General features: G+C 58.0%; 21 protein-coding genes and 1 tRNA gene. 13 read left to right on the plus strand and 9 right to left on the minus strand.

The window, feature by feature from the left end; genetic code table 11:
- Positions 1-13: 13 nt before the first annotated feature.
- From U0023_RS09480 to U0023_RS09490, 3 genes are all read left to right on the plus strand, one after another.
- Entirely contained in the window at positions 14-1312 is a 1299-nt protein-coding gene (locus tag U0023_RS09480; RefSeq protein ID WP_009493583.1) for an amidase, read from the plus strand.
- Positions 1313-1376: 64 nt separating this feature from the next.
- Entirely contained in the window at positions 1377-1772 is a 396-nt protein-coding gene (locus tag U0023_RS09485; RefSeq protein ID WP_009493582.1) for a YbaN family protein, read from the plus strand.
- Between the two features lie 387 nt (positions 1773-2159).
- Positions 2160-2498, plus strand: coding sequence for a hypothetical protein (locus U0023_RS09490; RefSeq protein ID WP_009493578.1), 339 nt, complete (start codon positions 2160-2162; stop codon positions 2496-2498).
- Positions 2499-2537: 39 nt separating this feature from the next.
- On the opposite strand, the gene U0023_RS09495 is transcribed toward U0023_RS09490, so the two are convergent.
- The gene (locus U0023_RS09495; RefSeq protein WP_040639285.1) at positions 2538-2792 is read right to left on the minus strand and encodes a hypothetical protein; all 255 of its coding nucleotides are present in this window, start codon (positions 2790-2792) and stop codon (positions 2538-2540) included.
- A gap of 256 nt (positions 2793-3048) precedes the next feature.
- On the opposite strand from U0023_RS09495, the gene U0023_RS09500 reads away from it, so the two are divergent.
- The 3 genes from U0023_RS09500 (at position 3049) to U0023_RS09510 (ending at position 4402) form a co-directional block, all read left to right on the plus strand.
- Positions 3049-3621, plus strand: coding sequence for a PRC-barrel domain-containing protein (locus tag U0023_RS09500; RefSeq protein WP_009493574.1), 573 nt, complete (start codon positions 3049-3051; stop codon positions 3619-3621).
- Positions 3622-3753: 132 nt separating this feature from the next.
- Positions 3754-3954 carry a hypothetical protein gene (locus U0023_RS09505; protein WP_009493573.1) on the plus strand — a complete coding sequence of 67 codons (201 nt, stop codon included), beginning with the start codon at positions 3754-3756 and terminating at the stop codon, positions 3952-3954.
- Between the two features lie 160 nt (positions 3955-4114).
- Positions 4115-4402, plus strand: a complete 288-nt coding sequence (locus U0023_RS09510; RefSeq protein WP_040639284.1) for a hypothetical protein — start codon at positions 4115-4117, stop codon at positions 4400-4402.
- 167 nt (positions 4403-4569) lie between these two features.
- Here the strand turns inward: U0023_RS09510 and U0023_RS09515 are convergent, their stop codons facing one another.
- The gene (locus U0023_RS09515) at positions 4570-5304 is read right to left on the minus strand and encodes a hypothetical protein (protein WP_009493571.1); all 735 of its coding nucleotides are present in this window, start codon (positions 5302-5304) and stop codon (positions 4570-4572) included.
- A gap of 304 nt (positions 5305-5608) precedes the next feature.
- Between U0023_RS09515 and U0023_RS09520 the strand changes: the two genes are divergently transcribed.
- Positions 5609-5917 (plus strand): hypothetical protein, encoded by a 309-nt coding sequence (locus U0023_RS09520; protein WP_009493568.1) that lies wholly within the window; start codon positions 5609-5611, stop codon positions 5915-5917.
- Between the two features lie 202 nt (positions 5918-6119).
- On the opposite strand, the gene U0023_RS09525 is transcribed toward U0023_RS09520, so the two are convergent.
- Positions 6120-7247, minus strand: coding sequence for a calcium-binding protein (locus tag U0023_RS09525; RefSeq protein ID WP_009493567.1), 1128 nt, complete (start codon positions 7245-7247; stop codon positions 6120-6122).
- 11 nt (positions 7248-7258) lie between these two features.
- A complete protein-coding gene (locus U0023_RS09530; protein ID WP_154661263.1) occupies positions 7259-7423 on the minus strand; it encodes a hypothetical protein in 165 nt (54 codons plus the stop codon).
- 618 nt (positions 7424-8041) lie between these two features.
- Here U0023_RS09530 and U0023_RS09535 point away from each other — a divergent pair.
- Positions 8042-9364 carry a tyrosine-type recombinase/integrase gene (locus tag U0023_RS09535; RefSeq protein ID WP_009493559.1) on the plus strand — a complete coding sequence of 441 codons (1323 nt, stop codon included), beginning with the start codon at positions 8042-8044 and terminating at the stop codon, positions 9362-9364.
- Here U0023_RS09535 and U0023_RS09540 read toward each other — a convergent pair.
- Positions 9351-10214, minus strand: a complete 864-nt coding sequence (locus tag U0023_RS09540) for a GIY-YIG nuclease family protein (RefSeq protein WP_154661316.1) — start codon at positions 10212-10214, stop codon at positions 9351-9353. The genes U0023_RS09535 and U0023_RS09540 overlap by 14 nt on opposite strands.
- A 451-nt stretch (positions 10215-10665) precedes the next feature.
- On the opposite strand from U0023_RS09540, the gene U0023_RS09545 reads away from it, so the two are divergent.
- Together U0023_RS09545 and U0023_RS09550 are read left to right on the plus strand one after the other, a co-directional pair.
- Positions 10666-11940: a hypothetical protein gene (locus U0023_RS09545; protein WP_009493553.1), complete on the plus strand. Its 1275-nt coding sequence runs from the start codon at positions 10666-10668 to the stop codon at positions 11938-11940.
- Positions 11941-12102: 162 nt separating this feature from the next.
- The gene (locus U0023_RS09550; protein WP_009493551.1) at positions 12103-13077 is read left to right on the plus strand and encodes a DUF4238 domain-containing protein; all 975 of its coding nucleotides are present in this window, start codon (positions 12103-12105) and stop codon (positions 13075-13077) included.
- Positions 13078-14625: 1548 nt separating this feature from the next.
- Here U0023_RS09550 and U0023_RS09555 read toward each other — a convergent pair.
- The 3 genes from U0023_RS09555 to U0023_RS09565 all read right to left on the minus strand — a co-directional run bounded on the left by U0023_RS09555 (position 14626) and on the right by U0023_RS09565 (position 19942).
- Positions 14626-15237, minus strand: coding sequence for a hypothetical protein (locus tag U0023_RS09555; protein WP_154661262.1), 612 nt, complete (start codon positions 15235-15237; stop codon positions 14626-14628).
- Between the two features lie 254 nt (positions 15238-15491).
- The gene (locus tag U0023_RS09560; RefSeq protein ID WP_009493545.1) at positions 15492-17171 is read right to left on the minus strand and encodes an IS1182 family transposase; all 1680 of its coding nucleotides are present in this window, start codon (positions 17169-17171) and stop codon (positions 15492-15494) included.
- Between the two features lie 2222 nt (positions 17172-19393).
- Positions 19394-19942: a recombinase family protein gene (locus U0023_RS09565; protein WP_009493536.1), complete on the minus strand. Its 549-nt coding sequence runs from the start codon at positions 19940-19942 to the stop codon at positions 19394-19396.
- Positions 19943-20211: 269 nt separating this feature from the next.
- On the opposite strand from U0023_RS09565, the gene U0023_RS09570 reads away from it, so the two are divergent.
- The 3 genes from U0023_RS09570 to U0023_RS35525 all read left to right on the plus strand — a co-directional run bounded on the left by U0023_RS09570 (position 20212) and on the right by U0023_RS35525 (position 22896).
- Positions 20212-21774 (plus strand): hypothetical protein, encoded by a 1563-nt coding sequence (locus tag U0023_RS09570; RefSeq protein ID WP_009493534.1) that lies wholly within the window; start codon positions 20212-20214, stop codon positions 21772-21774.
- A 248-nt stretch (positions 21775-22022) separates the two neighbouring features.
- Positions 22023-22490: a Panacea domain-containing protein gene (locus U0023_RS09575; protein WP_009493532.1), complete on the plus strand. Its 468-nt coding sequence runs from the start codon at positions 22023-22025 to the stop codon at positions 22488-22490.
- A 1-nt stretch (position 22491) separates the two neighbouring features.
- A complete protein-coding gene (locus U0023_RS35525) occupies positions 22492-22896 on the plus strand; it encodes an MAG6450 family protein (RefSeq protein WP_407667392.1) in 405 nt (134 codons plus the stop codon).
- Positions 22897-23010: 114 nt separating this feature from the next.
- Here U0023_RS35525 and U0023_RS09580 read toward each other — a convergent pair.
- Positions 23011-23086 (minus strand) — tRNA-Ala (locus tag U0023_RS09580).
- Between the last annotated feature and the right edge of the window lie 63 nt (positions 23087-23149).

Consider the following 23149-nt stretch of genomic DNA (forward strand, 5'->3'; position numbering starts at 1 on the left):
ATCCGGTGCCTTCATGACCACGACCCGAGACAAGCTTGAAACCATTCTGGCGCGCCTTGCCGGGCGCAAGGACGAGGAGCGGGTCTTTCTGCGCATCTACGAGGACGCGGCGCGCATCGCCGCCGATGCCGCCGATGCACGGCAGCGCGCGGGTCTCACGCTCGGCCCACTCGACGGTGTCATCGTGTCGATCAAGGATTTGTTCGACGTGGCGGGCGAGACGACGCTCGCAGGCTCGATCGCCCTGCGCGACGCGCCGCCCGCCGACAAGGACGCGACCATCGTTCGCCGCCTGCGTCAGGCGGGCGCCGTCATCCTGGGCAAGACCAACATGGTGGAGTTCGCGTTCTCCGGCATCGGGCTCAATCCTCATTACGGCACGCCCGGCAATGCGGCGGATCCCTCGCGCATTCCGGGCGGCTCGTCCTCGGGAGCGGGCGTGACGGTGGCGGAAGGGACGAGCGAGATTTCCATCGGCAGCGATACCGGCGGCTCCGTGCGCATTCCGGCGGCTCTCAACGGCGTCGTCGGGTTCAAGCCGACCGCCCATCGCGTTCCGCTCGACGGCGCGTTTCCGCTCGCGCCGAGCCTCGATTCCATCGGGCCCCTCGCGCGCGATGTGCAGGATTGCGCGTTCGCGGATGCGATCATGGCGGGCGAGGAGCCACGCCTGTTGAATGCGCATCCCCTGGTGGGTCTGCGGATCGGCGTGCCGCGCGGACGCCTGTTCGCCCAGACGGAGCCCATGGTGGAGAAGGCCTTCGAGGCTGCGTTGAAGCATCTGTCGGGAGCCGGCGCGCGGATCGTCGATCATGGCATCGACGATCTGCTCGAAGCCATGGCGGATACCACCGTCACATCCTCGATCGCGTCCATCGAAGCCTCCGAGGTTCACGCGGATTGGCTCGAGGCGAAGGTCGCCGAGATCGACCCGCGCGTGCATTGGTGGATCGCGCGCAGCGGCAAGGTGCCGGCGCCGATCTATATCCGCATGCTGCGCCGCAGACGCACCCTCGTCGCCGCGATGGACGAGCGATTGGCGCCTCTCGACGTGCTGGCGTTGCCCACCACCGCTATCTCCGCCCCTCTGATCGCTCCGCTCGAGGCCGACATCAAGCTCTATAACAAGACCGACGACCTGATCCTGCGCAACACCACGTTCGGCAACCAGTTCGACCTCACCGGCATCTCCCTGCCGATCCCCGGTACCGAGCGGCCGGTCGGTCTCATGCTGGTGGCGCGCCACGGCCATGACCAGCGGCTCCTCGACATTGCCGCAAGCGTCGAGACCATGTTGGCTCAAGGGGTGTGAGCGGCACGAAACCGGAGAACGGCGCGTTCTGCCCGTTCCGATCCGTCCGGCGAGAGACACGACGATGCGGCTCTTCTTCCTCAGCCTCGGCTATGCGAGCCTCGCGCTCGGTATCATCGGCATTTTCCTGCCGGTTCTGCCGACGACGCCGTTCGTGCTCCTGGCGGTCTGGTGCTTCGCGCGCTCGAATCCTGCTCTGGCCGAGAGGCTGTACAGCCATCCTCGCTTCGGCCCGCTCCTCACCACGTGGCGCGATCAAAGGGCCATCCCGCGTCACGCCAAGATCTATGCGCTGACGACACTCGCCTTGTCCTATGCGCTGATCCTTTGGCTGACGGAAAGCCGCGTCCTTCCCGTCGTACTCGCGGCCATCATGGGCAGCGTCGCGCTCTACATCGCGACACGACCGGCTCCGCGGGACGGTGCGGATGTCCTGTTCACGGAATCGTCCGACCGATAGAGTTCCACGTCGTATTCGACAGAAACGCCGTGGGATGCAAGGCTATATAAGAGCGATGTTTGTGCAACGCTTGTCATGTTTGGTCAAGGTTGTGCCATGTTGCGGCCCAGGTTCCGGTTAGGCTGCAAGCTGTACGATTGAAGGAGCCAGATCATGCGCAGCCTCAGCCTGTCAGTTTTCCTGCTCGCTTCCGCCGCGATGCTTGCACCGCTTCTGATCGCGATGGCCTATGCTGTCAGCATCTTGGTTTCAGCTTTGATGTTCCCCTGAAACTCTGTCGCTTCTCCCGTTTTCATCATGCAATTGCCGTCAGACATACAGTTTCCCGTTTGGAACCGCGTCTAGGAGCGGGCGTTGGAATGCGATTGTCGAACAGGATTTTGTCCGATGCGCAGAATTGTCGTGTTGGCCCTTGCCGCAATGGGCCCGAGCCTCTTTGGTGCTTTACCCTCCTCGGCCCAGCCTCAGCTCCAATTCGGCATTGGGCCTGACGGTCGACCGCAGGTCGGCGTGCGTGATCCCGAGCAGGAGAGTTACGAACGCCGCGACCGCTGGCGCGAGCGTCGAGAGCAGGAACGCGCACGCGCCTATGAGGAGGGACGCCGGGACGCGCTGCGTGACGAGCGCCGCTACAACGAATACGAGCGCCGCTGCCGCAACATCATCATTCGCGAAGAGGACGATTGGGGCCGCATCGTCACGCGGCGGGTCCGCCGCTGCGACTGACGACCATCCCGATGCTCGGATGCCGATGTCTGCCAGGGATCACGCGCGCGGATTCGCGATTTCCGCCGTGAGCTTGGGAAGCTCCTTGGTCATCCAGTCCACCATCTGATCGCTGGTTTTCAAATGGGCGGGCATGGGGATGAACGGGCCATGGGATTCGTAGATCGCCATCGGGTCGCGCGCGCCCAGAATCGGATCGAGATCGTCATCGATCTCCGGCGTGATGGTTCTGCCGCCGAACCATGTGAGCAGCAGCAGGAGCATCCCGATGGCGCCAGCCAGAACGACGAGCAAGGATATTGCCAAGTCTGCCACTGCCGGTTCTTTCCCTGAACTCCGAAGCGCGTCTTGCTTGAAGGAGAAGCCTACCACCGAAAGACCCGCGCTCCAACGCCGTAACGCACGCGGCAAAAGGGTGCATCCGCCGGGTTTTTCGCAGGTGCGAGGAACCGGGCTCAAGACCTTGAGGTTGAACCTGTAATCGCCTCATTGGCGCTCGCCGCCGTGAGGGAAGGGGTGCGTAGCGAATCCTGTCCAAGGGGAGGCGCGCATGAGAACGTATTACGTGTTCCGGTCCACGACGACTCCGGAGCTGCGCGGCTTCGCCGACGATGAGGCGGGCGAGACCCTGCCGGCGGATCAGGGCCCCTGGGAGCTCGACCGCCGGATCGATCCCGACGACGAATGGACGCTCGATGTGAGCCGGGCGGTGGTGGCAGCGGGAATCATCGAGAACGGCTTCTATCTGTGGGGACCGATCAACCGGACGACGGCCTGGCACCCGGTGATCGAGAGCGACCGCGTGGAAGGCACCGCCGTCTACGACCCGCGGGGCACGCAGATCGGCACCATCAAGCGCCTGCTGATCGAGAAGGTGAGCGGAAAGGTTCTCTATGTCGACATGACGTTCGGCGGCTTCTTGGGAATCGGGGTGCACCATCATACGATTCCCTGGGACAAGCTGGCCTACGACAAGGATCTCGAAGGCTACCGCACGGACGTGACCGCAGCCCAGGTCCAGGGCGCGCCCGCCTTCTACGGCGACGATCAGGTCTGGCCAGACCGCAAGCGGGAACAGGAACTGCGGGATTACTGGCACGACATCCCGAGAGGGCCGATCTGACCGCCGGCCAAGCCTCACGGGAAAGACGCGAGGCTGGTACGATGCCCTCGTGCCTGTTCTTCGAAGTGCCTCACGTCGACGGCGAACGGAATCCGCTTCGCTGAAGAATGGTCTGGTTTCCGGAGGGGTGCCATGATGGTCCAGCATGCGTTCAAGGTCGGCCAGGTCGTGCGGCCCCGACCGACCTGCCGCAATCTGCCGAACGATCTCTTCCAGGTGCTCCGCCTTCTTCCGTCGACGGCCGGCGGCGTGCCGCTCTACTGCATCAAGAGCCCTGCGGACATGATCGAACGCGTCGTCGAGCAAGGCGAGATCGAAGCGGCACCAGGTTAGGGCCCGGTATTCGTTCGCAATGCGTATCGTTGATGGTAGTTGTTTTCCAGTATGCCACCCTTATGCCATGTTCCGTCATGAATTCGGGGGCTGAATTCATTCCATGAAACGTAAAGCGAAGTAACGCGTTTGTCCCCCAGCGACAATACGTGGAGATGGAATGATGAAGAAGTCAGTTTGGCTTTTGGCGGCCGCCTTGATCGGTTCGAGTGTCGTCGTCTCGGCGCCTGCGTCCGCTCAAGTACAGTTCGGCGTCGGCCCCGATGGCCCGAGCGTCCGCGTCGGACCGGATCGTGACCGCTACGAGCGCCGCTATATCGAGCGCCGACGCGTCTATGATCGCGACGACCTGTCGACCGGCAGCATCGACCGTTGCCGGACCGTGGTGATCCGCGAGGAGAACGACGACGGCGACACCGTCACCCGCCGCATTCGCCGCTGCCGTTAATTTTCAAGACTGCTTCCCTGAAGGTCCGGGAGGAGTCCAGCCTCCCGGACCTTTCTCATGACATCCATCTGCGGTGGAGCATTTTTCGGCGAAGTGGACCCGGCTCGCCGTCAAACAATGCGGCTCGGTGAAGAAGAGACGGTGATACCACGCGAGGGGGAGCAGCTCTAAGCCGCAACAGCACGAGGTGTCCTGTCGGATTCCACCTCGGATGTGATCGCCGGCGTCACCATGCGTCCACGGCTGATCAGGGCCACCACGTTGGCGGCGAGCGCCAGTGCGGCCCGATCCGACCGTCCGAGCTGCAGGTAAGAGACGTAGAGCCGCATCAGCTCGACCGTGACATAGTGGAAAGCGACCTCCGACCCGCGGGCCAGCCTCATCCGCCGCGAAGCCGTCGTGAGCTTGTCGAGATAGATGGATTGCTCCATGGCCGGCTCTGCCAGAAAGCCGCTCAGGCCGCCGAACATATGCTCGAAATGATCCCACAGGAGAGCGAGGTTCCTGGCCGCCTTGTCCTGCTGGTCGGGGGAGAGCGCCTGGAATTCGCCGAGAAGCGCCCAGGCCGGATCGGCTGCCACCGCCTCGTCCTCTTCGCTGGGGATCGGGAGGAACGGCAGAAGCGCCCGCGAGTGCGAGACCAGCACCGGTCGCAGGGCGTCCCAACCGGCCATCACCTTGGGCACCACGATCAGGGCCGTGGCGAGCAGGGTCTGGTCGAGCATCGCGCCGGCCTGGACAAGCCTGGGACGTGCCGCCTGCCTGCATATCTCGAAGAAACGCCAGCGCAGAAGGCTCAGCCTGTAGAACTGCTCGAGTTTTTCGAAGAGACCGTCTTGCGGCTGGTGATCGACGGACCAGGGAAAGGTGAACTCACTTCGGCGCTGAGGCGGGCTGCTCATGAGGGTGATGATCCGATCCGCAAATCGTTTGAGACGTTGTTCAGTTCATACAAGGTCAATCCAGGCAACTTTGAGGCTCGGGTTTAGGGCCGGGTAAGTACCTTTGGTCGCAGGGGAATATTGTCTCGCGGCCAGAATTGCCAAGGTGCCGTGGGCAGCCGATCCGGACGGCGTGGCCTTGAACCAGGCCGTGTCATGCTTAGATCCTGGAACGTCCCCGATCCGGGCCCCTCTGACGCGAGCCATGCCGGCCCTCGCGTGATGTCGGATCTCTTCCGGTCCGACCGCCGGCGCAGAGGTGAAAATGCTTCAAGAAATCCTGGCTGCCATCGTCAGCGCGCTGATCGTCGATCCGCTCCAGGCGGAGATGAGCGAAAGGCTGGCCCAAATCCGCGCTCCTCAAACAGTGATCGCCGACATGCGCACCTGCGCGGAGGCTTCCCTGCCGAAGCTGGCCGACCGGGCGCTCGCCGACCCGCTCTGGGTCGTTAAGGCCACGCTCGATGTCTGGACCGGCCGTACGGCCCCCGAGGAGGTTCTCGGCGGCACATCGGCCCAATGCGACGCCGCCATCAAGGCCGCGAGGATTTATCTCGAGAGCCGTGGGGCGTGAGATGGCGGCACGCACGGACGTCTGAGGTCCTCCGGACGTCACGCCGAATGCGGCAGACGCGCTGACGCTCAATGAGAGGCGCCCACTGGGGCGCTGTCGTGTCATGGGGCGATGGCCTCCGTCCCGTCAAAAGAAAAGCAGCCTCAGCCGGGGATCAAACCGGCTGAGGCATCTGGATGGCCCCTTTCGGATTCGGGCAGGACTAGATGACCAGAATGTCCAGGTGGGTCATTTTCAGGCCTGCGGAAAGCTTTGCCACCACGACCTGCTCTGCCGCGCCGTTGCCGTCCTGATCGTAATAGAGGACGCCGTTGGCACGGTCGTAGATGATCCGGTCGGTCGCGTCATGGGCCGCGGTTCCCGTCCAGAAGGCCGAGGACTTCAAGTGTCCATCGCTTCCCAGGCCCGTAAACGCCTTGTTGTTCAGCCAGAACGTATCATGGGCGACCGAGAAGTCCCGGATGGTGTCCACGTCCGCAGGGCTTTTCGGAACCGTGTTGTAGACGAAGGCGTCCTTGCCCGAGCCGCCGCGAAGAATGTCGGCACCCGACTCCCCGTAGAGACGGTCGTCGCCGGCTCCGCCGTTCAGGACATCGTCCCCGAAGCTGCCATAGAGACGATCGTTGCCGCTCCCGCCATCAAGGCTATCGTTGCCGACCCTGCCGTCCAGATTGTCGTTGCCGCTGCCGCCGCTCAGAAGATCGTTGCCGTCGCTGCCGTGAAGACGGTCGTTGCCAGCCTCTCCATAGAGGCGGTCATCGCCACCCCGACCGTAAAGCCGGTCGTTTCCGACGCCTCCCAGGATCCAGTCGTTGCCCGCCGTTCCAAAGAGGGCGTCGTTCACATTCATGTACTGAAGCTGACCGTAGAGCGGGACTTCCGATCGGCTGACATCGCTCGGGAGACTGGTGCTCAGATCCAGTCCGACCGAGTGAAGGACGGATGCGACGACTGAGTTGCTGTTGACATCATATCCGGGAAGGCTCTTGGTAATATCGTAGCTGTAGCGCAGGCCGGCCTTGTCGATGTCGGCCGCATGCTGGACCATGACCTGCCAGACATCGTTGGCATCCCGTCCGCCGAGGTCGAGGATCTTGCGATGCCGCTCCTCGGGAGTATCCGATCCACGCCTGTCCGGGGAGGATGCGAGGTCCGCGCCGGCAATCGTTCGAAGGTCGTCAGTGTTCTTGACGGAGCCTCGGATCACCTTCTCGGACAGGACATTACCCTGGTCGTCCGTCTCGGTCTTGACGAGGTAAAGGTGGAGAAAGTTGCTGTTGACGTTTTCAAGTTCGACCGGCTTGGCTTCGATGGCGATGACGGTGGGCATGGAGCGATTCCTCAAAACAACTCGGCAATCCCGAGGCCGCGAGGGGCGGCGAAATCATCAACCTCGCTGGTAGCCTTGCTGTTCCATTGGTCGCCCCCGAAGGCGCCTTGGCCGGTTTCACGCGTCCTGCCTGTTGCCGGCGTCTCGATCCTGTTCTGGCCATAGCCAGCGATCATCGGCTCGTTTCCGGGAAGGGTAAGCACCGCAGTGCAACCTCGATTCGGAATTCTCACGATAGCCATGGAAGCGTTCAGCGCAGGAGCGATGTTGCTGTCCCACCGACGCCGTTGCCTGTTTTCGTCTCAAGGTTAACCGCAGGTTAGCCTTCTGAGGGCAGTCTTGAAGCTGAACCTTCAAGGAGCCTCCATGCAAACCCTCAAGACGTCCCTGGGCCTCGCTTTGGTTGCGACAGTGCTCGTCCCTTTCGTTACCCTGTCGGCCTATGCGGCCACCATCGTGGCCGCCGCGATGATCGCTCCCTGAGGCTTCGCATCTAGGCTCGCCGGTAACTGAGGGATTTCGGCCAGGAGGCGGTCTCGACGTGCGGAACTTGGGGAGGAAAGTCCCATGACCGGCACACTTCCACCCTGCGATGGCGGGCTGGCTCGCGCGGCGGTCAGGAAAGGATGAACTGCTCGGTAACCGTCATCGATGTCAGAGACTTAGACTTGGTGGAGCTGAGGGGAGGCTCCATTTGGGGCGCATCGAACCCAAGGAAACAAAGAAATCATAGACTTAGAAAGCGGTCTGGGGTACGCACTTGGGGTACGCAGAGGGGTACTCACAGGCTGCATATGGCAAGATCGACGGCCACGGATAAGCGTTTCCTTGAACTGAAAAGCGGCAAGTGGCGGGTGACTGTAGCCGTGCCGCGAGACCTCCACGGCGAGCTTGGAACGCGCCTCAAGAAGCCCCTTCATACGGATAGCCTTGCGGTTGCCAACGTCCTCAAGTGGCAAGTCGTGGGTGAGCTAAAGGCGGTCATAGAGCAGACCCGCAAGAAGAATGGTGGCGGTAGGGACCCCCTCATTCGAGAAGCATTGGAGATAGCCGCCATTCGCTCAAGAGCGGAGACAGGTGAAGAGTACGCAAGGCTTAACGATTTGAACCTTGAGATTGAGAGCCGTGCGGAAATCATCGCAGGCAAAGACCCTGACGCGGCACGGCAGTATGCCGAAATTGCGCATGGCCAAGCGACACCGATTGATCTTCACCATGAGACGTTCGTAACGCAATCCAAGACCAAGGCCCGCACTCAAGCGGACGACCGCCGCGCCATCGCCTACCTCAAGCAATGGTGTGAGCAGAACCGGGTGCGCCCGATGATCCAGGCGATTACTCGCAAGGCCGCTGTCCGGTTCATGGATGATCTGCATAAGGTAGCGGGCGGGCATAGTCCTATCACCCTCAACAAGTACCTGGGGCGTCTCTCGCGCTATTGGCAATGGTTGGTCTTGCGGGAGCATGCCGAATTAGACCCTTGGGCGAGGCTCAAGATACAGGCACCACCGAGACCTCACGATGAGGAGGAGCGGGCGTTCACGGATGCGGAGGTGAAGGACCTCCTGGAGGGGCCTGCCACTCAACGGATGCAAGACCTCATGCGCATAGGGGCGCTTACGGGGGCTCGATTGGATGCCATCGTGGACCTCAAGGTGGGCGACTGCGAGGGCGGCATATTCGTCTTCAAGCCCCAGAAGAAGGAGACCAAGCCCCGCGCCGTGCCTGTCCACCCGGACCTGGAGGAAATCATCAAGCGGCGCACTGAGGGTAAGGAGGCGGGGGATGACTTATTCCCGGAATGGCCTGCACCTAGGAAAGTGGGGTCTCAACGTGAGCGGAGCTTCAAGGCTTCCAATGCCTTTACGGACTACAGGAGGTCTGTTGGAGTGGACCACATAGTTCCCGGCAAGCGCCGGTCCCTGGTGAATTTCCACTCGTTCCGGCGATGGTTCATCACGAAGGCGGAGCAAGCGGACCAACCCGAGTCGATCATAGCGGCTGTGGTCGGGCACAAGCGCAAGGGGATGACATTAGGTCGGTACTCTGCGGGGCCTCTCATGGAACAGGCAAGGCGGTGCGTGGAGGCCGTGAGCTTGCCCACTAACTTTCAGTAGCCAAGGAGTCTGCGAGTTTGCTGAGTTGGGCATCCTGCCAATCCTTGAGGGTTTGCCCTGTAGATACAAGCCGCCATGATGTTCGGCCGTTGGTATTTCTGTTGCGAATAACCGCTGCCGCCGCACTTGGGCTTTGGAACGTTACATTCTCGGCAAACTCAAGGAAGTTAGGATCGGTGGTTTGCACGATTCGGCCATCCTTAATCAACTGCTGCCGGAGCGAACTATAAACGCTCTCACCAAAGTCGGATTTCGCGGTGGCCTGAGAGCCCGCAAGGACTGTCACCTCGCCGTCCACCTCAACGGCCCTTGCTGTATAACCGTACTTCCCGCTCGAAAGCACAAGCTCCAATTGGGAGGTTTCTGATGCGAGGGTCTCAGCGGATTTTATGGACGGAACGGGCTTCGCTTTAGGGCGCAAGAAGTCAAACCCCACGACTGGCAGGATCACTTGCACCTGAGATATGAAGAACTCCATGTCGGCTATGTCGCTCTCTGGCAGCGACTTTCGGGCAGGCTCATTACCATTGGCAACGTTGGCTCGATCTGCACCCTTTGTAAGCTCCACGAACCGGCTCTCAAGGTAGCGGACGTGTGCCTTCGTGAGGTTCATATCCTTTGAAGTGACGAGACAAGCCCTAGTCCAGAAGTCCTTAGAGCTATCCTTAGCGTGGGACTTGATGCGATCTACGACGCTATCTCCTTCTCCCACGTAGACCCTCGACTTAGTTGGCTGGTCCGGGTCGTCCCCTACGAGGAAATAGACTCCGGTTCGGCTCGCTTCATCTCTTTGAAGAGCCTCCACAAGACGGGACCGAGGAGCCACAAGAACGTGCCCTGTCCAATTCATAATCTCAGCCGTGAGGATCCCTGTAGGCGATCCATCCACGAGATACAAACGTACGCTACGGCCCTGCACTGGTTCTGCCCTCTCGGTTTCGGTTCCGCTATTAGCGTATAGCCGTCACCCGCCCAAGACCTTCAAGCGCATGGCGAGGGATGCGGGACTATCGGAGGAGATGCACGACGCTCTCACTGGGCATACGGGCGGAGGGGTCGGCAGGAGCTACGGCGGGGGCTTTCGGTTGAGGGCACTGGCGGAGGCCGTGGAGAAGCTTCAGGTGCCTGAGGCGGTTGCGGGTTCTGAGATGAGCTATAGCGAGACATTGATGTTAATCAGCGTCTACGTTCATCAATTGATGTAATACCATATCGGATCAGGCAGGTATCTATGCCAAAGTTTATTAGGAACTTGCAGCGCCATTGAATAAAAAGCCTAGGTCAGTTGGCGCAAGAGAACCATGGCTCAATACCACACCACAATCGTTCCGCCCTCGGATCGAGTGCTTCTTCAGCTTTTTGATGAACTGGCACCACTCCTCTCAGGGGCAGCGCAAATCCAACTTAATGGCTTTTCGGGCACGGTTGGCCGCGAGAACGAAATTCTTGAGAGAATTATAGATACAAATGCCTCTGCTATAAATTACGCAACGATCAATGGCGGCGGGATAGGTGTCTCGTACTGGGCAAATCGCCGTTCGACCAGTATTTCCTCGATGGAGGGGCACTCATTTTACAGCGTAGTCCAGTTAGACGTGCAGGATAACGGTCGTCCAAATGATGGTTTTATTGCTGATATTCAGATCGTAGTTAATAGGTTCTTGGTTGGAAATGGTCTGCTTCCCATTAGACATATTACAAACGGTGCTCGTGGCGAAGGTGACTTATCCCATAATGTTGCGCTGCTGTCCGCAATCCAAGCCTCCGCTTCCGATCAGATTGCTAGGGTGAATCAGTTCTTTATCGACCTGACTGACAAGCTCGACACCAAGAACCGCGAACTTGAAGAAACATATCGCAATCAAGCCTCAACGCTCGAAAGGCAATTTGCAGCCAAGGAGGAAGCACTCAAGTCTGAGAGAGAGGCGCTTGAGACTCTCAAGAAGGACTTGGATGATCGCAGCAATACTCACGCAAGACGAGCGATACGCGGCGAACTGATCCAGACCATTCAAGGTCGCCAGAGGTCTTTCACCATATCGCCAGAGACCCGCAGCCTTCGGTGGCCAATTCACGTGGTATTCATCGTGCTGCTTCTGGGCAGTTTGGCCGGTGCCGTGTGGTCCCTTTATGTCTGGGGCACCAACCCCACCGATGCGTGGGGAGCCATGACGGTTACCAGTGCAGTCAAAACGGCGGTCTTTACGTTTGGCTTCCTTACCAGTGCGGGTCTTTACATCTCTTGGATGAATCGGTGGTTTGATAAACACGCCGATGCCCAGTTCCACACGAAGCAATTCGAAATCGACATCAATAGAGCAACGTGGGCAGTTGAAGCCGCTTTAGAGTGGAAGAACATCCAAGGCGAACAAATGCCGGATGCGCTTCTCACGGGTATCACTAAGCACCTCTTCGACCATCCACATGGGGAGACCCCCGAGTATTCACCGCTTGAGGCATTGGCATCAAGCATTCTAGGCTCCGCTTCCAATCTCAAGATGAACCTCAACGGCAATGAGGTGTCGTTAGATCGGAAGAGCATTAAGCAGATTAAGGCCGGTGAGGGGGCAAACTAGCTCCGAAATGCGAAAGCTCTTGTGACCAGACTAACTGGCCTCCATCACCGCGACAGGCGTAGGCCATAATCGCAAAGGGACGGTACTCGGCGGGGCCACTTATGGGATAGGCGTGGCGGAGCCCGGGGACTGTAAATTACCGAACGAGGGCTGTGACAGCCGATGAGCATAACCCGACGCCACCATTATGTACCGCAATGCTACCTCAAGGCGTTTGCCGTCCCTCGAAAGAAAACATTTCAAACCATCGTGTTTGATGCACGGGGGCGTAAGACCTATCCCACGAACATCAAGAATGTTGCGGTAGAATTAGACTTCAATCGCATCGATGTTGAGGGGCATGAGCCGGATGCCTTAGAGAAAGCACTGGCTGGGTTTGAGGGAATGCTCGGGCCAGCGCTGGTGCGAGTTCTTGAAGCAGGGAACCTCAAGAACATTGAGGATCGGGCTATCATTCTGAACTTTATGTGTTTGATAGCCATCCGCAACCCGCGCCACAGGGAGACTTACCGCGACTTTCGAGAACGGATTTCCAAGGCGATTATGGGTATCGTTCTGGCAACCCCAGAGCGGTATGCCAGCCAAATGCGGAAAGCGCGGGAGGCGGGATACGTTAGCCGAACTGATGTCACATACGAGGCTATGAAGGAGTTCATCGACGAGGGGAATTACAGCGTCGAGGTTCCAACTGAGCATCACGTCGATATCGAATTTGGCGCTTTCGACAAGGTGCTAGAGACCTTCTTCGCTCGAAAATGGATTATCCTAAGGGCGGCCCCAGATTCGGGTGGCTTTGTCACTTCCGACCACCCTTTGCGTCTTGCGTGGTCAAGGCCAAGGTCTGGTCGCCATCCTCCAGGGCATGGTCTTCTCGGTACGGAAGTTCTATTCCCGCTTTCGCCCAAACTAGCAATAGCTGGAGCCTTTGAGTTTCAGGAGGGGAGAGAGCTTGTTCTGTCCGCCGAGAGCATTGCCTCGGTAAATAGCGCCATTATTTCTAATGCAGAGTGGCAGGTCTATGCGCGTGACACCCACTTCACATTCCTAAGTGACTATGGGGAGATTCCTCGCAAAGCGAGCCGCTTGCTTGATGACCGAATCTTCAAGCGCCCATATGGGAACGCCGAAGGAATTTAGTGAAGGCTCTAGGCCTCCTCTGCTGAGGTGGATCACTGCAAGCCCATGAGTACGCAGGGGGGAAAGGGAGCAAGGCAATAGCATTTTACACGTTCGCCGCGTAGCCGTTAGGGGGCGCAATCTACAACTTTGTGTAGAACTGCCGTGGTAGCTAATGAAGGAGTAGGTTCAAGAATCGCTAAATGATAGAGCAGTTGGCAATATCAAGGCCTACTGCCAGAAACACAGAACCAAACCAGCTTTTACAATGATTATAGATCTTCCAACTTCCGCCTATTATCCAGAGCGTAGTGAGAACCTCTTGCACCTCGCTGCATCTATGTGTTTTGAGCTGGTCCACCAGACGGAAAGCTGGGGATACGAGCATGACGAGGAAACCCTCGAAGCTTACTGGCAGAGGACCCAGCCGACACTGTCGAACGCGCTAACACTTGTTCAACAGGCGCAAGAGATGGGACTTAAGGGCCGCATAGCGTCGGTGAGTCCGTACTTGCTAATCAGTAAAGAGCCCAGGGATTGGCCTAGGGGATCGGATAAGCAAGATTTACCATTCTCGACATTCAGAACGGTTGATGCGGGAGATTTACCAAAAATTCACGATACAGTCTGCTTGCCGCGCTTGACCGAGGAGCAGAAGGCCCTGTTCGAGGAGATTCGGAGCCACCGCAATATCATTGTCCACCACGGGTCCAGCCAGCCACTGACTGCGGGAGATGTGCTGAGGTATATCCTAAGGACGTTCACATGGTTGCATCTAGGCAACAATTGGTTTGCAAAGAGAGACGACTATCTGTCCGATGATCCGCTAGCCACGCTCTACTCAAATGACCATGTGCCTAGTAAGTTAATGTTTGAATTTGAGGCCTTATTTTCCGAACTTTCGCCTCAGGACTTCCAGTCAATTTTTGGCGCGAACAAGCGTCAGCGTTGGTACCTTTGTCCCCACTGTCAGTCTAATAGTGGGGATGCGGATGTATCGGATATCGAGACCGCGCAATTGGTTCCTAATCTTCCGACATCAACAAATATCCATTGTATAGTATGTGACCAAGATCATTTCGTATCTCGGCAAGATTGCTCTGACATAAATTGTAAGGGAAATGTAATAGCTAAAAGCAGTTACGGGGACGATTTTTGCCTCACGTGTAACGGTAGGCAGGATTCTTAACTGCGCCCCAGCAGTGTTCCCCACGCATCGTCGGCCGCGTGTTGAACTTCTGCTCCCGGTCATAGCCGTAGACATTGCCTTGAGCCGCCTTGTAGGCAGAGCGGCTCTGCGACACGCACGAAGCTCTCCACGGGAGCGGCTTGGGGGGCAAGGGCTACGTTGTCTTCAATAGGTCTGTAAGGCTCTCGGGCTGTGGCTGGGTTCCTTAAGGTGTGTTCGCGCTCGCACGTGCACTGGGCGGGGTTCGGCTTTGCCCAGTGTGAAAGGAGCGGCGGTATTGATGTGTGTTTGGAGTTAGTGGTGGGGCGGGAGAGCCTGCCGAACCTCTTACTTTAAGCTCTCACCGCCCCGGTCCTCACGCGCGGAGGAAACTCTAGGTCTTAAGCGGCGGCCGCGTGGAAGTGGCGGTGCGTTGCGTCAAGGAGCGCAAAGGCGTCATGAAGGATCGCGAGGTATTCCGCCTCCGTGATCTTGATTCCAGACCTATGCGCGTTCCTCTGGAAGTACCGGAGTGCCGTCGCGATTGCTTGCTGCCGCCCTTTGTATGTGGCTCGCATTGGCTTCCCCTCCGCCTTCATCACGCTGGCACTGGTCTTGGAGAAACATGCCGGGCTATTGTTCCGGTAATCGGCAGTCCTGGATTGTCTCACGATGGTGCCGGGCTCGGCATTGAGGAATATCCGATCAAGCATCTGCTTATCGTTCCCACCCCAAAGTCTTACGTAAGAAAGCCCCGTGTAGTTGTCATTGACGCTACAGCCACCGCCGAACGCCAACAGCAGGTCCATCACGAGGAACGGGATGGGTGGCACATATCGCGGCTTATAGACCCCATTTTGAACCTCGAAGCGGATGCACGGTGAAACATCCAGTGGGTCTACATCTGCGGAAATAGACCTGAAGGGGCCATGAGATCCGGTTAGATCGGCGCTGTTCGGTTCCGGTGCGTCCGGGTCCTTATGGTGAACCTTAGCGGCTCGAAGGTAGCTCATACGAGCATCAAACAAAGCGGAGGGCATGGGGGGATAAACTATACGTCTTCTCATTGGGTTCGGCCTTTCGGTTGTCGTTGGGTGTTGATGATCCAAGACACACCTCCTCCGTCCCGATGCTTTGGGTGGGGCATCAGGTTGGCATTGGGGTGTGTGGCTTGGTGTTGGTGGGGTAGGGGTGTAGTGCCTGGGGTGGGTGCCTTGGTGGCTACCTAAAGGGTGTGAGCACTAATGCGATACTGCTGGCGAATTCATCATGCTGGGATGGGAGCCATCATGAGCCTGATAAAGGCGGATTGCCGGGTTCGTGCAAGCGGCGCACCCGCGAACCAGGCACTAAGCCGAATGAGGTTCATGGCTGCCGCCGTCAGCACATGCTGGAGATGCGTCTTCGCCAGTCCGATGTAGCGCGAGCGCCGCAGATGCAGGACCCGGACGCCTGCCGAAATCGTTCCCTCGATGCCGGCGCGCTTCTGGTACTCTTTGGCGAAGGCAAGCTGCTCCTCGCGCTGGCGAGCCGCCTCCAGCGTCTCGTGCTCCTCGCGTGGTCGCAGCGTGAGCAGGCGCCGTCCGCTTCGGGTACACTGTGTCTTCAAGGGACACGGTCGACAATCTGTTGTCGAGAAGCGAACTTTGAACGCGGTTCGCCCCTGATGATCGTCGGGGCTCCAGCTCTTGCTCTGATGCCCTGCCGGGCAGGTCGCGACTTCCCTATCCCAATCGAGGAGGAAGTCTTGCACGCTGAAGCCTTCTCCTGAACGGGCTTGCCACTGATAATCCTTGGGAGCCGGCCCTAAAAGCGTGACGCCTTTCTTCCGGCTGGCGACAAGCTGATCGGCCGCAACATAACCGGCATCGGCCAGATGAGTATCGGGCAGCAGGCCCTTGGCTTCGAGCGCCTCATGGATGTCTCCGAGCGCATCGCGATCTACGACGGGTGCCGGCGTGGTCTCCACATGGGTGATCAAGTGTGGTCCACCTTCGTCGCACGTCTCGGTCAGATGCACCTTGTAGCCGATCCAGATCGTTGATTGCTTCCTGGCGTAGTGCACCTCCGGATCGTAGGGCGAGGCGACCATCAGCAGGGAGGGGGGAAACCCCTCCTGGTCAGTTCGCCACCGCACCTGAAGTGGCGCCTCCGTCCCTGTGGTCGGAGCATCGTCCACCAGGCAGAAGTTCTGGACCCAGGTCTGCCGCAACAACTCAACAGCCGGGATTTGCCGCAGCCATATTGGCGCACCAGGAGCCAGGATGGCCGCAAGCAACTGATGACCATCGCGACCAATCTGCTCGGCATGGGCGCGCCGCTTCGCCTCGCCTTGCGGCACCTCGTGATCGCCCGCCCGCCGGTCATATCGCTCCAGCCAGGCAGGATCGGCTTGGCTGCGCAGCCACGCGGGGGCCGCGGACGCCAAGGCATTCAGGGCAGCCCGCAGGATCTCGGTCACGCATTCGAGGCGGTTCAGGAAGCGGACGGCTCCGAGCACATGGGTGGAGTCGGTGCGCTGCCGGCCCCGGGCGTTCAGGAGCTTCAGGTCACGGCAGAGGGTCAGGAGGGTGTCGAGCAGATGCTCTTCCGCGCCTCCGGCGACAAGACGGCCGCGGAACTCGCTGAGAACCGAAGCATCGAAGCCAGGATCGGTCAGTTCCAACCCCAGCAGGTACTTCCAGTCGATGCGCCCTCGGACGGCCTCGGCCGCCCTCCGGTCGGACAGGTTCTCGGCGAACTGGAGCAGGGTCACCAGCGCCAGGCGCCAGGGACATTCCGCCGGCTGGCCGCAGTGGGCGAAGAGAGATGCGAACTGGGCATCGGTGAAAATCGTCCCAAGCCGGTCGCGCAAGAGCAGATAGGGATTGCCACGGGGAAAGGCCGCACGGGCAACGGTTGCGGTTGAAGCTGGAACCTCACCGCTCACGATCGGGTGGAGCGACATGGGAACCCTCCAGGTTTGAACCCAAGCCCCTACAGCCTGAACGCTGACCCCACCTCAATCGCTCCAACCCATTCGCCAGCAGTATCTAATGCGCTGAGACCCCTATGTGAGGGAGGGTGCACTAAGTATCCGACTAGATGACTACTGATGGTATCCCTCACGGGAGTCCATAAGGTGGATAGGTGGCGATGGGGTCTATATCTTCACCTCCATACCCTTAGGTCCACCTATAGGAGCCTACCCCCATACCCTGCGGACAGCATAGGCTCCTGTAGGGGAAGCTTGAGGTCTTCTCTTTACGAAGGGAATTGATTGAGGCCGCTCTCTGAACACTGCTGCTTGAAGTATAACCTAGGGCTCCCCCTCTCATATACGGAGGGAATTGCACAATGTTGCATTGGTAGTGGCTTCAAGCACCACCTAAAGGAGCCTGCCACTTCATATATTCCACCTATTGTTTATTGTTACATAAAGCTCTGCTTCAAGCTCCTCGCAGCCGCTACGGTGATGGAGGGATATTGGAGATAGGAGCCAGTCTTCAGGAGTTCTCTGTCAATGAGAGCTTATGCGGGTGTTCTAGGTGGCTCTCATAACTTGGCCCTAATGTTTCCGCGCAGGGCTTCTATCATTCAGGCGGCTATTGCGATGAGCGGTCTCTCATAACGGGATGTATTGTCTTGGAGGCGGCCCGTTGCTTATAACGGTGCCTATTGTCTGGAGGAGGCGCGGGGCTTCTCAATACGGGTCCCACTGTTTCCTGCCGTGAGTTAAGCCGCCAACGCCTCACAGTCGGGAGCTTCAAGCCAACTTGGAGCGGTCTTCCTCATAACCATATCTATTATACAGAGTTACACGGGAGGCCCTCGTGTAGTTTCTCTATACCCCCGGAATTGATAAGCGCCTCAGACACGAGCCCACCGGCTCCCGTAGACCACCGCGAAGCCGATTACCGTCAACATCGCGTATATCTGCCAGCGCGGGACTTTAGGGCTGTCCCAAAGACCTCCGACTGCTTGGCCAACAAGAACCACCACCATGCCGACAAGGGTAAGGATGATGGCTGCGGATATGATCCACTCGATTTCACGCCACATGGGCAGACCTCAGGGTAGGGATTCTACGCCGCCGCACGGGAGCGCACTGTAGCTTGGCCTTAGGCGTTTGCAACGGTGCGTCCCGGTGGGATGCGTCTCAAGCCGAAAGCGACCACTAGGCCGCTGTCGCCAAAGGAGCGGGCGCGGCGATGCCTTGAAGCTTCCTCAGGGGCTCATTGAAGTACGCCTCAAATGCGCTCTCCGGTAGGTCTGTCGCACACTGCCCGTACTTGAGATGTCGTGCCTGTTTCGCCATGAGGTCTAACCGCCGCTGCTCGTCTTGGGGGAGAGGGCTCAGGCGACATCTCGGAGGCCCCTTCGGCACCATCGTGGAGAGGTGCGTCCCAACCATCATCCCGATTGGGCCAAATCGCTCTGCCCAGAATCCCGGTTCCTCAAAGAGGTGCCACAGGGTACGTGCGTTGGGCAGTTTCGGGGTGCGGACCACCAAGCCATCCAAACCTCTTGTCTTCCCCGCCACCTTCAACAACCCCAACATGAAGGCCCAGCCATACAATTCCACCGGCTCCTCACAGCACATGGCTTGGTATCCGTTTTGGTCTTGGAACCTATATAGGGCTGCACCGTGTATGCGGCGTGGGCTCCTGCGGTGCCAAACAACGTTGATGGCCAACTGCCGCTCATTGGCGCGACCGGCCGCTACATCTTTGAGGGCCTGAAGACGCGCTTGGGATGCTGCTAGCCTAGCTTCCTCGCGTTCAATCTGGGTCCGAAGATCTCTTCCTTCTAAATGCTCTAGCGCTTGGTCAATGTGTTTGCCCCTTCACTTTAGTTGACACTAAGAGTGCTAGGGTGTCGTGGTAGAGGCGAGCAAGATATCAGACAACAAATTCGCAGTTCTTATCCACGTCGTGGAATGTAAGGCGATGGTGGTGGTGAATACGTGCCACAGTGCTTGTAGGGTGTTCGGGGTGCTCAGTGCCGTGCCGAGTTATCTTTATACTTCATGTGGGTCGAACGTCTTGGGTGAGTGGCGGCCATCCTCGTGCTCATCCACTTAGCCAACTTATGCTATAACCCTAGCATTACCCTCGTGATTGTGTAGGTGGTTCGGTGGGTGAGTGGGGGCATGAAACTCCCACCATATCTCTTGCACCAGACACACCCCTATGCCTGAGTATTGAGCACCTTGTAGACCGCCCCACGGGAGCACCCCAGTTGCTTGGCAATAGCGGTGGCACCCACACCTTGGGCCGCTAGGGTTCTTACCTGGGCATGATCCAGGGTGACGGGGCGGCCCTTGTAGACCCCATCCGCCTTGGCCCTCGTAATGCCTGCCTTTTGGCGCTCAAGGATGAGCTGGCGCTCCATCTTAGCGACCATGCCAAGGACCGTGAGGACAATCTCCCCGGTCTCGCCTCGGGTGGTGACGTAGGGCTCAAGCACCGTGAGGAACGCACCCCGCTGCTTCACCTCGTGCACGATGTTGAGCACGTCCCGAGTATCACGCCCTAGGCGGTCCAGGCGGACCACCATTAACTCATCTCCAGGTCGCAGGAAGGTGAGGATGGTCTCTAGCTCGGTGCGGCCCTCGCGGCTTGCGCCCGATGCTTTCTCCTCGCGGATGACGGCGCAGCCCTCCGCCTTCAATCGCTCTATTTGGGTGGCGGTGTCTTGGTCGGCGGTGGAGACTCTGGCGTATCCGATCTTGCTCATGGCCGTATCCCGATGTGTTCACTTTGGGTCTTAGACCTTGAGTATAACTGTTAACTAAATCCCAATATCAACCCATAGTGAACACATTTCAGCGTGACCGTAGACGTTCACTACGGGTGCACCCAAAGTGAACGGAAGCAGGGGAGACTTGATTTTGTCGAGAGGATTCCCCATCCGATGGACGCAATCGATTGCTCAGGGTGTGCTACAGGCTTGCCGATCATGTGAGCGATGCCCAGACTGGCTCCTAACCGAAGAGAACACACAATATGGACGATTCTGACCAGCTTGATTCTGACCAGTTGGGCGAAAAGGGGGAGAACCGCTTTCGCGAAATGTGCGCCGATGCCAAGCTTGTCTGTAATGCGTCCAATCGCGACCGAACGGGCTGGGATTTTATAGTGGAATTCCCGTTTTCGAAGCCTGAGGGCCAACATACCCTGGATAAGCGGTCTACGCCTATCTCCTGCCATATCCAGATGAAGACCATGTGGGAGACAAGTGAAAGCTTCAAAATGCGGCTATCCTCAGCCGAGCGACTTGCCAAAGAGCTAAAACCTTCTTTCGTTTATGTTTTGAAGATCGATGAGAAACTGCAGCCCGTAGAGGCATACCTCATTCACGTCTTGGGGGACAATCTAGGCACCATTCTGAAGCGGTTGCGGGCGGAGCAATCGAAGGGTGAGCTAGCAATCAACCAGAAAACAATCTCAATGACAGCGCACTCTGCTGGGGAGAGGCTTGAGCCGACAGGGGCCGCTCTTCGCCAAGCGCTTGAGCGCCTATGTGGCCCCGATATCCAGGTGTACGTCGAAGAAAAGAAGAGGCAGATTAAAGGCTTAGGGTATGAGCCATTTAGCTACGAAGCAAAGGTAAATATGCTTGTTTCGAGCAAGGGGGAGTTTGTCGATGCTTTCCTTGGTCTCCGAGAAATAGAAGTCACTGACTTTCGGATGTTTGAGACTCGTTTCGGGATAAAGCTCCCCATCAATGATGGTGAAATTACTCGCGGAGTGCTCCGCATTGAGCCCACCCCAGCGGACCAATGCAAAATAACAGTGCGTGGGACAGGCATCACGCCACCCGCAGTGTTTCAGGGTGAGGCGCTGTTCCCAGGAATTCCTGCATTGGAGTTGGATTTCCTCAAGGCTATCATCCGCTCAGAGTTCTTCACCCTGACGTTTGAGGGTAAGAAGATGACTTTCGCGAACAACGCAGAAGCCATCAATTCCAAGGCATATACACTTGATGAATGGGCGGCCTATTTCCGGCTCGCGACAATCTTGGCGTCCGGACGTGGGACCATGGCTATTAAGCCAACTAAGGGGTCCGAGTTTACGTTCCCAATCGAAGCGAAGATTGAGGAGGCAGTTCCAGGGGAGGGGGCCTACTTCCAGGATGTTGTTGATCGATTGTCTGGCCTTTTGGTGCTAGCTGGTGCTCCAACTTCGGGCAGGTTCACTTTCGAGCATCTGGCTGAACAGGCGGAGCACATTAAGTATGCTGGTCGTTTGCTTGGCGGTGCTACGGACTTAGACCCTATTACTTTTATGGCCGGTCCTGTTGAGGGCGCTGAACTGCCAGAAAGAGTTCAATGCCTCTACTGTAACGTCATAGAGCTAGGAGACTCGGTTGTTGCCTATAGTGCTGTGACTGAGATGGTTACGAGTGTAGAGGATGGCCGCATTCGCTGGACTTCCAGCAAGATGGAACCCAACCGGGTTCAGGCATTAAGTGGCAATCCAGCAGACTTTCAGGAATTTGTGGAGAAAGCCAAAGCAGAGACTGGGCTAACCAGTACGATCACCCTAGCAATTCAACACCCGGAGTAAATTGCCTCATAAATTAGGAAAGGGGTATGGGGGGAACACCGCTCCGCTGCCACGTGGGGTACCTCTCACATGGGCGACCCAAATTTTCATTGGCGCTCCCTTAGGATGGCAGCGGGCAGAGAAACGCATGGAGGGGAACGGGAATTAAAGCTGGACGTTTCGACCATAATCGAAGGTGACGAGGAATTAACTCTGTGGTACAAAGTATGCCTTCGAACAGAACAAGAACGAAAAATTCAGGGCATGAGATGGTGAAGGAATCACTGGGCTACACGGCCCTTGATATAGCGAAGTGGTTTATCAACTCGACAGACCGAGAGTCTGGCGACGCTATCACGCATCTCAAGGTCCAGAAGCTACTCTATTACGCACAGGGGTGGGCACTCGCCTATTTTGAGAAGCCTCTCTTCGACGAGGAATTGCAGGCTTGGGCACACGGTCCCGTTGCTGTTTCTGTTTGGGAGCAGTTCAAGGGGCAGGGATACCAGTCTTTGCCGGAGCAGAAAGTCACTCGGCGGATAACCGGCGATGCGCTGCTACTCTTGCAGTCGGTGAATGAACGGTATGGAATCTATTCGGCCAAGAAGCTGGAGCAGATGACGCACGGTGAAGACCCATGGAAAGAGACCCGTGGTGATTTGCCTCCCGAAGCCCGTTGCAATGCGATAATCGCTAAGGCTTCCATAAAGAAGTACTTCGCTGACCTGAAGCCGTAACGTGCCTCCTAAAAATTTTGCGATTCCCTCAGCCGACAAGGGACCTGAGCCGGTAAGCTTGAAGGCTCAAGAGAAGCCGGTCTCGATTTCTCTAAAGTATTGGCACTCGGGTGCTCAGTGCTTGTCCGATTGGCAGCACAAGGAGTTGGCCAATTTGCGGAAGCTTATAGACAAAGTTCAAGGTCTGACCCCCAGTCAAATCAAGAATGACAATGGTCTATATTGGAAGCAGCATAAGGGTCCCCCCGCGCGTGGCTTTTCAAGACCTTCAGCCCTATCCAAGGATATCGAACTCTGTGAATTGCGTGTGTCTGGCAAAGCCCGAGTGCACGGTGCAATTTTCGAAAACACCTTCTATCTCGTATGGCTCGACCGTGTGCATGAGGTCTTCCCAGACGGCAAATAACTGCGCCGAGTTTGGGGCGGGTACGCGATAGGGGTACGAAATGGGGTACGCACGTAGCGCCCCAATCATCCTAATGCCATGAAAAATAACGGGAATTTAGATATAAAAGAGGCTTGGTGGAGCTGAGGGGATTCGAACCCCTGACCTCTGCAGTGCGATTGCAGCGCTCTCCCATCTGAGCTACAGCCCCGGTCGATTGAATCGAGCCAAGTGGCGGACGTTTTAGGCCTCTCGGCTTCGGTCTGTCAATCGG

This window comes from Microvirga lotononidis, assembly GCF_034627025.1.
Lineage (GTDB): Bacteria > Pseudomonadota > Alphaproteobacteria > Rhizobiales > Beijerinckiaceae > Microvirga > Microvirga lotononidis.